The 16,252-nt window shown below is 48.1% G+C and carries 12 protein-coding genes; 1 reads left to right on the forward strand and 11 read right to left on the reverse strand.

What is annotated here, in order from left to right:
* Positions 1-65: 65 nt before the first annotated feature.
* The 10 genes from DXA13_RS06830 to DXA13_RS06875 form a co-directional block, all read right to left on the reverse strand.
* Positions 66-461, reverse strand: coding sequence for a hypothetical protein (locus DXA13_RS06830; protein ID WP_118242752.1), 396 nt, complete (start codon positions 459-461; stop codon positions 66-68).
* A complete protein-coding gene (locus tag DXA13_RS06835; RefSeq protein ID WP_118242754.1) occupies positions 458-2,071 on the reverse strand; it encodes an LCP family protein in 1,614 nt (537 codons plus the stop codon). Before DXA13_RS06835 ends, DXA13_RS06830 begins: the two co-directional genes overlap by 4 nt.
* Positions 2,072-2,104: 33 nt before the next feature.
* Positions 2,105-3,517, reverse strand: a complete 1,413-nt coding sequence (locus tag DXA13_RS06840; protein WP_118242756.1) for an undecaprenyl-phosphate glucose phosphotransferase — start codon at positions 3,515-3,517, stop codon at positions 2,105-2,107.
* A 65-nt stretch (positions 3,518-3,582) separates the two neighbouring features.
* Positions 3,583-4,572, reverse strand: coding sequence for a glycosyltransferase family 2 protein (locus DXA13_RS06845; RefSeq protein WP_118242759.1), 990 nt, complete (start codon positions 4,570-4,572; stop codon positions 3,583-3,585).
* Between the two features lie 21 nt (positions 4,573-4,593).
* On the reverse strand, positions 4,594-6,798 hold the full coding sequence (locus DXA13_RS06850) for a glycosyltransferase family 2 protein (protein WP_118242761.1): 2,205 nt from the start codon (positions 6,796-6,798) through the stop codon (positions 4,594-4,596).
* Complete coding sequence (locus DXA13_RS06855) at positions 6,788-7,765, reverse strand: glycosyltransferase family 2 protein (RefSeq protein ID WP_118242763.1); 978 nt, start codon at positions 7,763-7,765, stop codon at positions 6,788-6,790. The genes DXA13_RS06850 and DXA13_RS06855 overlap by 11 nt, the downstream gene beginning before the upstream one ends.
* 34 nt (positions 7,766-7,799) lie before the next feature.
* A complete protein-coding gene (locus DXA13_RS06860) occupies positions 7,800-8,798 on the reverse strand; it encodes a zinc-binding dehydrogenase (protein ID WP_118242765.1) in 999 nt (332 codons plus the stop codon).
* Between the two features lie 96 nt (positions 8,799-8,894).
* Entirely contained in the window at positions 8,895-10,100 is a 1,206-nt protein-coding gene (locus DXA13_RS06865) for a class I SAM-dependent methyltransferase (protein ID WP_118242767.1), read from the reverse strand.
* Positions 10,097-11,008, reverse strand: a complete 912-nt coding sequence (locus DXA13_RS06870; RefSeq protein WP_118242769.1) for an NAD(P)-dependent oxidoreductase — start codon at positions 11,006-11,008, stop codon at positions 10,097-10,099. Before DXA13_RS06870 ends, DXA13_RS06865 begins: the two co-directional genes overlap by 4 nt.
* 3 nt (positions 11,009-11,011) lie before the next feature.
* The gene (locus DXA13_RS06875; protein ID WP_118242771.1) at positions 11,012-12,934 is read right to left on the reverse strand and encodes a thiamine pyrophosphate-binding protein; all 1,923 of its coding nucleotides are present in this window, start codon (positions 12,932-12,934) and stop codon (positions 11,012-11,014) included.
* A 481-nt stretch (positions 12,935-13,415) separates the two neighbouring features.
* On the opposite strand from DXA13_RS06875, the gene DXA13_RS06880 reads away from it, so the two are divergent.
* Entirely contained in the window at positions 13,416-14,747 is a 1,332-nt protein-coding gene (locus DXA13_RS06880) for a cell wall-binding protein (RefSeq protein WP_118242773.1), read from the forward strand.
* 117 nt (positions 14,748-14,864) lie between these two features.
* Here DXA13_RS06880 and DXA13_RS06885 read toward each other — a convergent pair whose 3' ends face one another.
* Positions 14,865-16,199 (reverse strand): CCA tRNA nucleotidyltransferase, encoded by a 1,335-nt coding sequence (locus tag DXA13_RS06885; protein WP_118242836.1) that lies wholly within the window; start codon positions 16,197-16,199, stop codon positions 14,865-14,867.
* Between the last annotated feature and the right edge of the window lie 53 nt (positions 16,200-16,252).

Below are 16,252 nucleotides of genomic sequence, written 5' to 3' on the forward strand. Positions count from 1 at the left end.
AAATCTGCTGCTTTTCAGTCCCTGCATCGCAGGCTGCATTTTATGTCATCCGTAATTATACACGTCTAGTTGAGATCACCAGGGCCTCCTGGTCCTCCGGGCCCTTCTGATCCGCCTCCGTTATTGCCGGTTGGCGGCGGTTCCACCGGCGTCGTGTTGCTGTTGTCATTGCCAGGTCCGTTTCCGGAAGCCGTCGTACCTGCCGTAGCATCTCCAGGTCCCGGGCCGTCTTCATTCGATCCTGATGTCGGAACGACTTCCGTCGGTCTCGTAGGCCTTTCCGAGCTGCTCGGTTCACTCGGAACGGTTGGTCGTGCTGCCGTAGTACTGTCGGGCCTGGTAGGCTTAGCAGTCGTGCTGCCGTCTCCTCTGGACGGTTTTGTCACAGCCGTTCCATCTGGATTCGTCTCCTTTACGCTCTCACTTTCTCCGGTCGCTTTCGTCGAAGATGGTTCCGTCATTCCAGGGTGTACCGGATTGCCGTCCGCGTCGGTAGGCAGTTGTCCGGGTCGTCCCAGAATTCCTCATCGTTATAATCGACATCAGGAACTCCGTCTCCGTCCAGATCCAGTCCGCCTTCAAGGGTTTCCGGTTCCTTGCTCTCTTTTGTTTCTTTCTTCTGATTATTGTCCGCTTCCGTCGTCTTTGGCTTCGTAATAACTCCGCCCTCCGTAGATACATGACCGATGGATTTTCCCTGATTATACATACCTGAGTCTGCGGAAATCTTTGCGCTGATCTTCTTAACGGAATCAGTCGGGGCATAGTTCTCATCATCAAACAGGAATTTGTGAAGTTCTTTTACGTTGCTTTCCAATGTCTGAGGAATTACGCATGCTCCCTTTTTACCCAGGTTCGCGTCGCCTCTTGCAAACGGGAAGCCGCCGCTCTCGCCAAGATGGTACTTTGTAATCTTCTGCGCCATTCTAATGAAGTCCGGAGCCGTCATACTGGAGGAAATGTTCGGGAATACAACCTCTACAATCTGGTTCAGTTTTCCGATATCAGCCTGTTTTGCCTTTTCAAAGGCCAGCTGAATCACCTTTCTCTGACGTTCTGTTCTGGCATAGTCCGTATCCATCAGACGAAGGCGTCCGTAGGCAACGGCCTGTACACCGTCCAGATGATTCATACCCGCATGGGTCAGATGCTTGGATGGAATTCCGGTTACCTTTACCGTTTCGGTGATAAAGGAGTTAATATAGTGGAATTCAGCCTTGCTCAGTTCCAGGTCAATGCCGCCCAGAATATTAATTCCTTGTGCAACGGCTTTCCAGTTAAATGTAACATAATCCGTAATATCCAGATCCAGGTTCTTGTTTAGGGCTTTTACAGCCTGTGTCGGGCCGCCTCTGAAATATGCCTGGTTGATTTTATTATAAGAACCGCTGTCATCGATATTCAGATAGGAATCCCTGAATACGGACACAAGCCGGATTTCTCCCGTATCTTCATTAATGTTGCAGATAATGTTGACGTCTGCATTCGTACCTTTTTCCACATTGGAATTACGGCTGTCTACGCCGAACAGAGCGATGGTCCAGTACCCTTCCATCTTCTCCAGCGTATCAATCGTAAGATCACTCTTTACCGCATCTGCCTTAAAGTCTTCCGCATGCTGAATCAGACTCATCTTCCTCGCTACGAAAGCATAGCCGAAGATAAACAGCAGGGCAAAACATTCGGCAATAATCATGGTAATAATCCTGCGTTTTCTCCTGGACTGTTCCGATCTTGCTTTTACTCTGGAAGCTGCCGGAGACTCCTGATACGTCCGTCTTCCGTTTTTCTTTCCGGATGGATCGCCTGATCTGGAGCCGGAACCAGAGGAAGTATAGCTCGGTTCATTCCACAGTTTCAGCCCGTCATCCTCCTGAATTCTCGGTTCCGGCCTTCTCTCTGTCTGTCTTCTGCCTGTAGCTCTATTTTCCGGGGCCTGCTCCCTCGCACTGCTTTTTCTGCCGCTTCCGGAAACGCTTCTGTCATTCGTTTCCCTGACCTCCCTGGCGGAAGGCTTCCTGCGGCTTCTGGCACGGGAACGTCCTACCTCATCATCATAATCACGATTCATCTTTCACCCTCGTTTTCTTCAGTTTCTATCACTTTAGTATGCGTTTTTATTTATAAACCCTTTGAAAATGGTTAAGAACAAAATCTTAAAATCAAATCCCAGGGTCCAGTTTTCAATGTAATACAGGTCGTGTTCAATCCGTTTCGTAATGGAAGTATCGCCACGGTAGCCGTTTACCTGCGCCCACCCGGTCAGTCCCGGACGAACCTGATGCTTAACCATGTATCTCGGTATCTCTTCTTTAAATTTCTCTACAAAAAACGGACGTTCCGGCCGGGGACCTACAAGGCTCATATCTCCAACAAGGATGTTGAAAAACTGAGGCATCTCATCGATACTCGTTTTCCGGATAATCTTTCCTATAAAAGTAACCCGCGGATCGTGAGGCGTTGTCCATTTACTCTGCTCTTCCGACGGCACCTGCACTTCCATAGAACGGAACTTATACATTTTAAACGGCCTGTTGTGAAGGCCCACCCGCTCCTGGCTGTACAGAACAGGCCCCGGCGACGTCACTTTAATCAAAATCGCCGTAAGGAACATAACAGGTGAGAAAATAACCAGCGCAATCACTGCACCGAAAATATCCACCGCCCGTTTCATCGCCGCATTAATACCACTTGCAAGCGGCACATGGCGTATGTGAATAACCGGAAGGCCCAGAAGGTCTTCCATATATGGCTTTGTTGGAATAATATTATTATAGTCAGGAATAAATTTCGTATGCACCCCCGATTTTTCGCAGGCCGCAACGATCTTTTCCAGATTTTCATATTCATTCAGGCTCAGCGTCACAGCGATCTCATCCATCAGGTTCATATCCAGCAGCGACTGCAGCTCACCTGTTGTTCCGATGATTCTGACGCCCCTGTATTCTGTCCCTCTCTGCCTGTGGTCGTCGAGAATTCCGGCGATCCTGTATCCCCATTCGGGGTTGGCAAACACTCTGTCGATATAGCCTTCTGCCGCCCGGCTGTAGCCGACCAGCACAATATGTTTCTGATTATACCCCTTGGACCGCATGGAGCGCAAGACCATTCTTATGGCATTTCTCTCCAGCGTCTCCAGAATGATATTGATTACGAAGAAATACAATACCATAGGGCGCGAAAAATGCTGCCAGAATAAATCTTTTCCCAGCAGGTATAATACAAGCGTAAAAATCAGCAGGCCGATTCCATTGGCCTTACATATATTCGCAAACTCCAGCCTGCGCCCCTGCACCCTCTTTGGTGTGTACAAATGAAAAATCCCGTACAAAAGCAGATACACCGGCAATACGACACCAAGAGCCAGTAAGTAGTATCTCGCTTCCAGAGTCCGTCCCTTTGATGGAACAAGACCGATTATCATTAGTAACCATGAAAGCCCATAGGCAGCCATAATTACCATGGCGTCCAGCACTACATGAAGTCTGTTGAATTCCCGCTGATGATCTTTAATCATAGGATATCACCTCAACATCTCATCTATTATACATGAAATCACAGCTCCGTGTCATTACAAATCTCTTACAATAAAGGAAATTTTTTCAGTTGTCTTTTAGAAAATTCGTATATATAAAGAAGAGTTCCGACTGCCATTTCCCATTCGATGAAGGCATAATTCTTCAGATTCTCCATTCGAAAGGACACTTTTCTGCATTTTTTTGCCGTGCAAATTCCTTCCTTCAGACCTGCCGTATAATCCTTTCCAAAACCTATTTTTCTGAAAAACAGGTATTTCATAAATACCCCTGCGGCAAGGGGAAGGCTGTTGAAAACCAGCATCGGAGCCGGCATATTTTTATAATTCAGATAAATGTTGTTGCGTGCCGCCAGTTTCACTTTAAAGGAATTGTACTTCGATCCGCTGGTTCCGCTCCCTACGTGATAAACCTCCGCTGTCGGGCAGTACAGATTGTCATAGCCGGCGATTTTAGCACGGAATCCTACGTCCATATCTTCCAGATAAGCGAAATGCATTTCATCAAAATATCCGATTTCATCGAATACCTTTCTGCGGTAAATCGCGGCTCCGGCACAGGCGGAAAATATCCTCCCTGCCCTTTTATATCCCTTTACCGGCTGGCCCACACCTCTCTGATATGCCCACCCAAGAAGGCTGTACATATCGCCTGCATCATCCATGAGTTCCCGATGCGCCGACTGAATCATCCTGCTGCTGACAGAAAATATCTTCGGCGAACGCTCGATACACCGCACCAGCTCTTTGACATAATCAGGACATACCTCTGTGTCATTGTTGAGAAGGATGACGTACGGAGTAGAAGCCGCCCGGATCCCCGTATTGACCGCTCCCGAAAAACCGGTGTTCTCTTCCAGGAATATTGAAGGAACTCCATTTTCCTTCAGCCATTCTGCGCTTCCATCCGTGGAACCGTTGTCAACCACCAGGACATCAAAGTTTTTGTACGTCTGCTTATTCAACGCCTGGAAGCATGGCTTCATAAACGTCAGGCCGTTGTAATTTGGAATAATGACCGTTACTTTTTTTTTCATAATCCTTGTATTCTCCCAGTTTTATCCTTCCCTTTCCAGTTCCACTTCCAATTTGTACGGTTCACCGATTTTTTCTTTTTTCAGATCCCTTAGGGCAAAATTGGACTTTCTAAGTGTCAGGTTCGGATTGTAATAAGGATCTCCATTTTCCAGAATATCCGGCCACTTTCTGGCAAAGATGGCGATTTCCCTGTTGAAACGGGCCACTTTTTCCGGCGTATCCTCGAGTCCCCTGGATTTCGACTCATAGTGATAAAGCAGAGCGTATGGATTATATACGATCAATTGATCCGCCGACCGTATTTTCATACACAGATCGATGTCGTTAAACGCCACTGCCAGTTCCGGGCTGAATCCTCCCACCTCATCAAACACCGATTTCTTCACCATGATACAGGCCGCTGTTACGGCGCTGTAATCCTGAGCACACATGGCCCTGTGGAAATAGCTGTTTTCGCTCTTATGAAGTCCGATAAACGTATGTCCGGCGATTCCTCCGAAGCCCACGACTACCCCGGCGTGCTGAATCGTATCATCCTGATACAGGAGCCTTGCTCCTACCGCTCCCACGTCATCCCTCTGACAGTATCCCAGCATCTCCTGGATACAGTCAGGCTCGATCATTTCCGTATCGTTGTTAAGGAAAAGCAGATATTCTCCTTTTGCAAACGTTTCGCCGAAATTGTTGATTGCAGAATAGTTAAACTCCTTTTCCCACGTAACCACATGGAAATTATCATGTTCTTTCTGCATCTTTTCATAATATTCAAATGTGGCTTTCTCCGTACTGTTGTTCTCGACGATAATATATTCCAGGTTCTTGTATGTCTCTTTTTCCATCAGAGACTTCACGCATATATCCAGATCGGCATGATGGTCCTTGTTTGGAATAACAACTGATACAAGTGGTTCTCCCTTAATCTGAAAACGGGTGTGGTATTTTCCGTAATCGACGCCCTTGACGATGGATTCCGTCTCAATTCCAAGCCTGTCGAAATGAGCTTTAATCGCTCTCGCTCCTGCTTCAAACGCATACAGCTTGCTCTCCGGGTTGCTGGCCGTGGATTCCTGATGACAGCGCCAGTGATAGAGCACCTTCGGTACATGATAAATCTTTTTTGCCTGTTCCGTACACCGGAAAATAAAGTCATAGTCCTGGGCGCCATCGAACTCATGGTTAAACCGGCCTACGTTCTCCACCAGATCTTTCTTGACTGCAAACAAATGGCAGATATAGTTCGTACTCGTCAGAAGGTCTACGTTAAAGTCCGGCTTAAAATGAGGCTCAAAAAGAGCTCCGCCGTCCATATCAAGCTTATCTTCATCGGAGTAGATGACTTCATTATCCTGATCTTTGTTGACCGCTTTGGCCAGTTCATACAGCGCGTTGGGGGTGATTGTATCGTCGTGGTCCGCCAGCACGATATAGTCTCCCTCAGCCATATCCATGGCTGCATTCGTATTTCCCGAAATTCCTCTGTTCTCTCCCAGAATCTGGTAGCGGATTCTCTCGTCCTGTTCCGCATATTTTTTCAGAATCTTTTCCGCGCTCCTGCCCTTTGGGCTTCCATCGGCGATACAGACTTCCCATTTTCCATAAGTCTGAGCGATAATGGAATCCAGCATTTCGCGAAGATAACGCTCCGGAGTCTGGTATACCGGAATGACAATGGAAAATACAGGTTCTACCGAAAAAACTTCCTTGCGCTGCGCTTCCAGCTCTTCATCAGACGGCTTCGTCAGATCATACCATTCTCCATAGTCATAATCATTGTCAATTCCCTGAAGTTTATGCCTCGATTTGACAACGAGCGCGCGCAGTCCGTTTTCTTTCCAGAAATCCCAGGCAACGCGTACTGTTTCCATATTCATCAGGTCTTTAATCTTCTCTTTCCGCTTGTGAGCCACGCTGGAACGCTTTGCAATCAATTCCTCATTATACCGGATTTTCACCCTTCTTCCATCGCATTCTATGACAAGATAATAATCCTCTCCCCGCTCATAAGGAAATTGAATGTCAAATCCGAAGTCCCTGTCATATGCCTTTCCAAAATAAATCTGGCTCACGTCGTCCCGTCTCGTAGAGACATATTTGCATTCCAAAGGCCTGCGGTTCTTATCCTCTATAAAAAATTCCAGACGTGATTCAGGCGTCCTGCCTATGGCCCATCCATTCAGGGTTATCATATTTTCCCTGATTCTCACAATATCTACCTTATACCTCATGACCGTTTTGATTCTCCTCGCTAAGCTTATCCTCGTCAAAATTCAGCCTCTCTTCTTCTACTACAAGAGGCCGTTTCATCACCCTCGCATTGATGCTCAGGATATATTCTCCTACGAGCCCAATAAAGAATATCTGCACCGACCCGAGGAAGCACATTCCGATCAGCATAGGCGCCATACCTGCCGGAAACCTGTCCCAATACAGCAGCTTCATAACGAGATAGACGACTGCTATGACCATGCTGACAGCAGAACAGAGGCTGCCGAAAATGGTTGCCAGGCGCAGCCCTACTTTTGTATAGGAGGTGACGCTTAACATGGCGGCATCGTACAGACGATAGAAGTTATTGCTTGTTTTTCCCGCCCTGCGCTTGGGCTGTTCATAAGGAATTTCCTTCCTGCCAAATCCCAGTTCCGCCACAATACCTCTGAGAAACGGGGTCGGATCGTCCAGATCCCTAAGAACCTGGATAAAACGCCGGTCATACAGGCCAAAGCCCGTAAAGTGCTCAATCTGCTCCACATCGGAAAGTTTTTTTATCGTTCTGTAATAGCAGCTTCTGAGCCAGTACATCACCTTATTCTCCTGGCTGGACTTCTTAATGCCGATTACAATTTTATAGCCCTTCTCCCATTCCCTTACATACTGTGGAATCATTTCCACCGGGTCCTGAAAATCCGCAGCCATGAGAACCGTGCAATCTCCTGTCGTCTGGAGCATTCCATAATAAGGGGAATTGAACTGGCCGAAGTTCTTCGCATTGAAAATCCCCTTAATCCGCCCGTTCTCTGCGCACAATCTGCGTATGATCTCCCTCGTCCTGTCCTTTGAGTCATTATCTATAAAAAGAAGTTCATATGTGTACTCCGGAAGCTCTTTCTCAAATGCCTGAATAATCGCCTGGCTCAGCGGCTCCACATTTTCTTCTTCGTTATAACATGGTACTACAATACTTACCGTCTTCATCTGTTACCTCTTCTGTCATTCTGCCGTTGCATATTTAATCAATCGTGACCATCACTTTGATCAGCCCGTCTTTTTTTTCTTTCATCATATAGAGCGCACGTTCTACCTCATCAAGCCCCGTCAGGTGATGAGTCACCAGCTTCTGCGGATTAATCCTTCCATATTTAACCATGGAAAGCAGACGTTCTATTCTTGCCCGGCCGCCCTTTGCCAGCTCTGTGTGTATGGTTTTTCCTGCCATGCCACGTCCTCCGGAGAATTTTGGAAAGCCCAGCGCTCCCGTTCCCCCGTAATAATTCACGTTGGAAACCGTTCCGGTCCCGTAGCGCACCATATCGACTGCCTGAGTAAAGACTTCGTCTCCGCCTCCGCAGATAATGACAGAATCCGCCCCGACTCCATCCGTCATAGACAGAACCTGCTCCACCACATCTCCGTCCTTATAGCTGATCAGATCGGTAGCGCCGAACTCTTCTGCCAGATCTCTGCATACAGGGCGGCTGCCTACCGCAATAATTCTGGCAGCTCCCAAATGTCTCGCGCCTTCTACCGCCATCAGACCAATGGGACCAATGCCCATTACAACGACCGTATCTCCTATCTTTATATCAGCATACTCTGCCCCTGTAAAGCCTGTTGTCACGACATCGACACACATCAGCGCCTGTTCCAGCGTCACGCCCTGCGGTATCTTCGCCAGTGTCGTATCCGCATCCGGAATGAGAAATTTTTCCGCAAAAACGCCTGGCTGGCTTCTTCCAAGCTGGTGGCCGGAAAAAGGAGCGGAAGCATGGCGGTCATTTCCCTCCTGGATCGCCTTGGCTCTCCAGTCCGGAGTAATCGCAGGTACTGCTACGATCTCTCCCGGCACAAAATCCCGGACCAGTTCCCCTGTCTCCAGCACTTTAGCCACACATTCATGACCCAGAATCAGATTTGGTTCCTTTCTGGAGCCGCCTCCAAATACCGTATGAACGTCGGAAGAACATGGGGTCACTGCAACCGGCTTCAGAATCGCACCATAGGGGACCAGTTTGGGCTCCGGCGCGTCATGCCAGCCGACTACCCCCGGTTCTTTTTAAGACAAATGCCTTCATGATTTCTTCTCTCCTTTGTCTGCGCTTCTTTTTTACAGTCTCTCCAGATGATTGGATTTTAATGTCAGAATTTCCGGTCTGCCGCCATCTTTCTTAACAAATTTTTCTCTGATAATACCGGCAATCTCATCCGTATAGCCTGGCGCCACAATCAGAATGGCATCCACAGGCTCTTCCTTCCAGTGATCCGGCGGTACAATTTTAATATGGGAAGCAGGCGCAAACCGTCCCTGTTTAAAAGGGGCCGAATCGATAATGTAAGCCACCTTTTCTCCCAGTTTTGTCGTCGCCGCCAGCGTAAATCCCTGGTGGCTGGCTCCCCAGATGGCTGCCGTTCGTCCATCCCCGTGCAGGCTGTCAATCAGACCGTTGACTTCTTCGCTTATCACTTCCCGGCTCTTTTTCAGCCCGGCTGCATTAAGGCGCGTGACTTTATGGCCGCCGGTGATGTATGGCCTCCCCCCCGGATTTTCCTGCCTCTTCTCAGGAGCCTTCCCTACAATCATGGAGATTGTATCACGGTTGACCATCTCTTCCTCCAGCACCTCAAATCCGTTATTCTCCATGAGATTTCTCAATGATTCAAATGTATAATAAGCGATATGGTCGCGGATCAGTTCATAATAACCGTCATACTGCAGAATATATTCCAGGCTTGGAACAGTGACGAGTCCCATTCCGCCTTCTGACAGACTGTTGTAAATGGCCTGAAGCATCGTATTTGGGCACGGCTGATGTTCCAGAAAGTTAAAAGACAAAAAGCAGTCAAAAGCGGCTCCTTCAATCGTCCCATTTCCGTATTCCGTAAAGCCTTCCGTTACGTTCAGCCCCTGCTCCCGTGCGATCTGCACCAGTTCCTTTTTATGTTCAATCCCATAAGCCTTCACCGGGAATTCCGTCAGCACAGAAAGGAACTCTCCTCTTCCACAGCCAACTTCAATAAAACGCTTTCCCTCCAGATGGTATGTCTCAATCAGATGGCGGTACTGCTCGCGGCGCAGGTTCACCATCGTAGTAGAAAATCCTCCCGCCCTGATCACGTCGCGGTAATAATCTACCGGCTCGCAATCAAACTGTACCAGCCCGCACTCTGAACACTGACAGAGTTCCAGGCTAATTCCCTCGTCCGCCTTTACCTCTGCTTCATCCGGTATATTCTGTGCAGAGGAAGGCATGGAATCCAGCCGCATAAGCGGCTCGTCAAATAATGCTCCGCCGCAGGCAATACATTTTCTCATATCATGCTTCTCCTTATTTTTTCAATTCCGTCGCAGAACGCAGTTCGCGGCTTCCATCCCGTTACGCTCTTTATTTTGCTGATATCAGGCATAAGAGAAGCTGGTCCTTCTGCGTTCGGCGCACGTTTTCCATAGGAAAAACTGCCTTTTTTTTCGCATACATCATGCATTTCTTCCACAAATTCCCGCAGGACTCGCGTATCATCTCCTGCTATATTATAGATTCCCCCCGTCTCCCCTCTGTTGAACAGAAGGGCAGCAACAGCTTCCGCCATATCATCGATGTACAGAAAATTCCACTTCTGCGTACATTCTCCCAGCTCCATATGACCGTTTTCCAAAAAAGTGCGCATACATGTACTGACCAAAGACCACGGATGATCGCCCGGACCGTAAACGCTGAAAATCCGGCAGTGGACGTACTCCATCTCCCGGCAGTTTTTTGCCGCTTTCCGGCCAAATTCAAGTTTTGCTTTTCCATATTCGGACACGGGACGGCATTCTGACTTTTCGGTCATCGCATCCCTGTGAATTCCGTATTCTGCCTGGGAACCGCTGAATATAAACCGGCGGCAGGAAAGCCTCTCTGCCGCCTCAATGGCCTTTAAGGAATTCTCAATATTCTTTTTCTGTATGGAGGGGTCGCTGCGCCCGGCGCTGCCGACCCCCTCCCACGCCATATGGAGGAACACTTTTTCCGGAAGCGCTTTCAGCTCTGTCCTGTCAGACAGCCTGTCCATATCATCCATTCCGCATGTAATCACATGAACTCTTTCATCTTCAGGCAGTTTTCCCCTGTTGGCCGACTCGGGCCTTACGACAGCCCATATATTGTGATTCTCTGCAAGAAGCTTTCGGATTACCGCCAGACCGATAAAGCTAGTTCCTCCTGTTATAATAACGTCCATATTTTAATCCTTAATTCTCGGAATAATCATCATTGCGTCCATTTCTTCGTCCGGAAGGAACGGAGAGAGATCTTCCAGCGGAGGGGAAACGAGTGTCCCGTCCGGAAGGCGCTTTGCGGAAGATTTCGGTTCGAATACCTGGTCTGTTGTAACGAATACTTCACAGATCACAGGTCCTTCCGTAGCCAGAGCCTGTTCTACTCCGCCTTCCAGCTCCGTATTGTCATGAATCGCCACATATGGATACCCATATGCAAAAGACAGTTTCTCCAGGTCAGGGAAGCTTAAATCATGGCTGTCTACTCCAATTCCTACGAGCGGCTCGCCGAAGAAGTTCTTCTGAGTCTGGCGGATCGAATGATATCCTCCGTTGTTGATTACAAAAATCTTAATCGGCAACTGATGGTGGATGATCGTCTGAAGCTCCTGAATATTCATCTGCATGCTTCCGTCTCCCGTAACCAGGATCATTTCTTTCCTGTCGTTTGCGACACATGCTCCAATCGCTGCCGGCAGGTCATATCCCATGGAAGCGATCGCTGAATTGGAGATGAAACGCTGCCCCTTCTTCAGTATATACGCATGGCCGCCTACAACACAGGCGGAACCATTTCCTACAACCGTCACCTCTCCCTCCGGAAGGCGGCGGCTCAGTTCTTTAATAAACGCGTATACATTCGTGGCTTTTTCTTTTCCGCCTTCATAATGCTTAGGCAGGACAACCGGATATTTCGCCTTCCACATCTGGCATGTCTCCTGCCACGTCATTCCCGGCAGACCCTCGCCGCCGTCAAATACCGGAAGCTTTTCTTCCTCACCCAGCACTTCGTCCATCACTTCCAGCAGGTCCTTTGCATCTGCGTGGACATGCATATCTGCACGGACGCTCGGTTTATGGAGCTCTTCCATATCAATATCATTGTAAATAACGTACGCGGCTCTCGCCCACGTCTTATAATTATATCCCACCTGACGGATGCTCAGACGGCTTCCTACCGAAAGCACCAGATCGCTGTTCTGTACCGCGAAATTTCCCGGACGGTCACCAAATCCCCCCGGACGCCCTACGTACAGCGGGTGATCATCCCACAGGCAGTCTTCCGAATTCCATCCTGTTACAACAGGAATCCCCAGTTTCTCCACAACACGCAGAAACGCCTCGTGGGCGCCTCCAAGGCGTACCCCGTTTCCTACATTAAATACAGGCCGTCTGCTTTTCTTTATTTTATCGATAATCGCTCTGGCCGTCTCCTTAGTCACTCTGGGCGGAAGTTTTTCTCTCAGCTCGCCCTTTCCAGCCGTATCCTCTGGAATCTCAGCCTCCGACGGGGCTGCCCATCCTGTTCCTCCGGCTTCATAGTCTTCTTTATCAAAACCAATCAGATCATCTGTTTCAATATATGCCCCCTGAATATCCAGCGGAATATCCAGCCATGTTGGCCCTCTTCTGCCGGCGTAAGAAAGATACAGCGCCTTTTCTACACAGAAGCGGATTCTTCTGGCGTCAATCACCATCTCGCTGTACTTCGTCATACATGCAATTGATTTTACAATATCAAATTCCTGATCCCCCATCGCACGGATGCCCACGCCTGACCATCTGGCCGTCGTATCATAGCGCACCTGGCCGGATACGATGAACATGGGAATGGAGTCCAGCCATCCCCCTACCACTCCGGTAATCGCATTCGTTCCGCCCGGCCCTGTCGTAACGCAGAGTGCTGCAATTTTATTATGAATCCTCGCATAGCTTTCCGCCGCTATGGCGCTGGCCTGCTCGTGATGGTTATACAGACATGTAAGGCCTTCCTGATGTCCCAGCGCATCATTTAAATGCATAGCGCCTCCGCCGGTAACCGTAAACACCTGTGAAATTCCTTCTTCTACTAATTTCTGCGCAATATAGTTGGAAACTTTCATCCTCATAGCTGCTGATTTCTCCTTTTTGCCCATTATTGGTAATAGCATATCATATTTTTCCCGAAAATCCTACAGAAAAATTCCTTACATTTATCGGCCATTTTCCTCAGGTTTTATCACTTTCCCCAAATTTACTATGAAAGTCCCGGCAAGCGGCTATATGGACTGCGTGCTTGCACGTACGGACAGATCGAAATTTGCCGGACAAAACGGTATGAGCAAGCAGGGCGGCAACCCGGATTGCGAATACCGGCGGCGGTGGCTCAGAGCAGCCGACTTTCATAATTTGTGATATCTGCGTCAGCAGACATATCCGTTCCTTCCCCGGACCCCTGCCTGTTTCCTATTTTCCTCTGCCGCCACATCCTCCCAAATCTGCCATGAAACTGCACTGGATTTCTTTTTTCAGCCACGTTATAATCAGGATCGTAATGCAACGATGGATTTTCGGCCAGAACATCAAACACCAAAAAAGGAGAGAACAATTATGAAAAAACCAACAAGATTATTGGCTGTATTATCCGCTGCGGCAGTGATGTCAGTAGTAGCCCCTGCATTCAGCATGAATGCGATTGATACTGTATTTGCCGCAGGCGCCGGCTGGGTGGAAGAAGACGGAGAATGGCGTTACTCTGACGGTGACGGTTATTACCTTTCTGACTCATGGAAAAAGCGCGGCGAAGACTGGTACTATTTAGATTCCGACGGCAACATTACAAAAGAAGAACAGGTAGATGAGTACTATGTGGACGGAACAGGCAAGAGAGTTTACGACACATGGGTTTCTGAAGATAATGAAGACAGCTGGGGCGACGATGACGCTCCGGAAACTTACTGGTATTACTATGGAAGCAACGGAAAACGTGTTGTTTCCAAATGGCAGTCCATTAACGACAAGTGGTACTACTTCAACGATGACGGTCACATGATGACAGGAAAGGTTGAGATTGACGGTTTCACCTACTATCTTGGTGAAGACGGCGACGGTGCCAGAAAAACAGGCTGGATTCAGCTTGAAGAAACAGACGAAAACTCAGATGAAGAGTTCGCCTGGTTCTACTTTGAAAACAGCGGAAAAATGGTGGACAACTATGTAGATAAAAAGATCAACGGTGATTACTACACCTTTATTAATGGCCGCTTACAGAAGGGCTGGGTACAGGTAGAGAAGCCAACTGCTACGGAATCCGAGGCCGCTCATTCAATGGCTGGATATCAGTACTATGAAGAAGAAGGCGGAAAACGCGCCAACGGCTGGTATGAGATTAACGGAGTAGACGGCATCAGCGATGAGGATGAGGTTTACAAGTTCTACTTCAAGAATGGTAAGCCATTCTATGCAGAAAAAGGTGTGCAGGTATTTTCCGTTGATTCTAGAAAATATGGTTTTAACGAGAAAGGGGAAATGCAGACCGACCTTCAGGTTGTAACTTTAGACGATGGTACAACAGCAAATTACTACTTCGGAGAAGACGGTGTCATGAGAACCGGAAAACAGACAATTTACGATGAAGATTTAGGAGACAACCAGGTTTGGTTCTTCTATACAGATGGTACAAGAAAAGGACAGGGATATAACGGTATCCGCGACAATACTCTTTATATCAACGGGCTTCGTCAGGATGCAGATTCCGACTTACGTCTTGCCCCTGTAGAATTTGAAGGAAAGCGTTATCTCGTAAACGTTTCCGGTACGATCCAGAAGTCTTCCTCTTCCTCCAAATCCAGCGTTAAGCCTGAACTTGGCAATGGATTTAAGGATTACAAGGATGCAAACGGTGTTGTCTGGACAGTCGACACAAACGGTACCATTCAGTAATAGACAGAAGATAACCCATTTTTCATCCGTTCACTTAATTTTTACTAATGCCGAAAAAATAAAAGAAAGACCCTTGCAGGAAAGGCTTTGCCAGAGCCTCCTGCAGGGGTCTTTCTTTTATTTCGGTGATTTCATTTGCTCTTCTTTTTCAATCAGCATATCCTGCAGCTGCGGTAAATGAGCCATCAGATAGTCTTTCGTATTATGTTCCGGACAAACCAGGACATCGGCCAAAAGGCTTTCGAGTACCATACCGATGGTTTTTCCCGGCTGAATTCCTGCTTCAATCAGGTCTTTTCCTGTTATGGCAAGATCTTTTAGATACAGGCAGTGGCCTGCCTCCCTGACCGCATTCTTCATCTCTTCTATGGCATTAAGCGCCGTCAGATATGAGTTTCTCTGTTCCGGACCGGACCGATCTGAAGAGTTCTCCGCCTGACTTCCTCCCGGTACATGTCTGTCTGACCGGATGGCATAGCGTTTTAAGGACAGCAGATCATCAAAAAGCCCGCCGTCCATTTTGCTCATCACCGAGCGGACTGCCGTCATTTGCGGCTCAACTGGAATATAACACCATTTCACCAGCGTGCGCACTCTTGATATCGTGTCATTGTCCATTTTGAGGTCCCGCAGCACTTTCTCCGCTCCTGCTTCACCGGAAAATCTGAGGAAACATGCCCAGCGCAGATATTTCCTGGAATCGGGAAGTTCTGAGGAGCAAAACCAGCCCTCTTCCCCTCTTTTACCTATGTCATTCTCCACCTGCGCAAACCGCTCCGATATATACGGCCCGATCCCTCTTTCAAAAACCGACCGGATTCTGTCAGGATGATCGGACACAAGCAATTTCGTCAGTTCCGTCTGTATCCGCTCTTTGCTCACTTTTTCCATATTCGGAGCAATTTTTTTAATCGCTTCAAATGTAGCTGCCTCAATCTCAAAATCCAGCTGGGCGGAAAATCGGATTGCACGCAGAATACGCAGGGCATCTTCCGTAAATCGTTCTTCCGGACTGCCAACACAACGGATTATCCTTTTTTTCAAATCGTCTGTACCGCCGAATTCATCCACAATCCCGCTCTCATTGCTGTAAGCCATGGCATTGATTGTAAAATCACGGCGTTTCAGATCCTCCGTCAGGCTGGAGGTGTAAGAAACCGCCTTGGGGTGGCGTCCGTCTTCATACTCTCCGTCTACCCTGTATGTGGTCACTTCATATCCCGTACGATTGTCCATGACCGTAACCGTTCCGTGCTGGATGCCCGTATCAATTGTTCTGGGAAATATACGTTTCACTTCCTCCGGACGGGCGGAAGTTGTAATATCCCAGTCTTCCGGGCTTCTGCCAAGCAGTGTGTCACGCACACAGCCTCCTACCGCATATCCTTCAAAACCATTTTCCTTCAGTTTGTTTATAATCCTGTCAACCGCAGGCGGTATTTCTATTTTCATCCCTGCCACTTCCGCCCTCTTTCATGAACATCACATTTTATTATGTTTTCGGA

Origin of the sequence: Clostridium sp. AM58-1XD (genome assembly GCF_003464085.1) — a bacterium.
Classification (GTDB): domain Bacteria; phylum Bacillota; class Clostridia; order Lachnospirales; family Lachnospiraceae; genus Lachnoclostridium_A.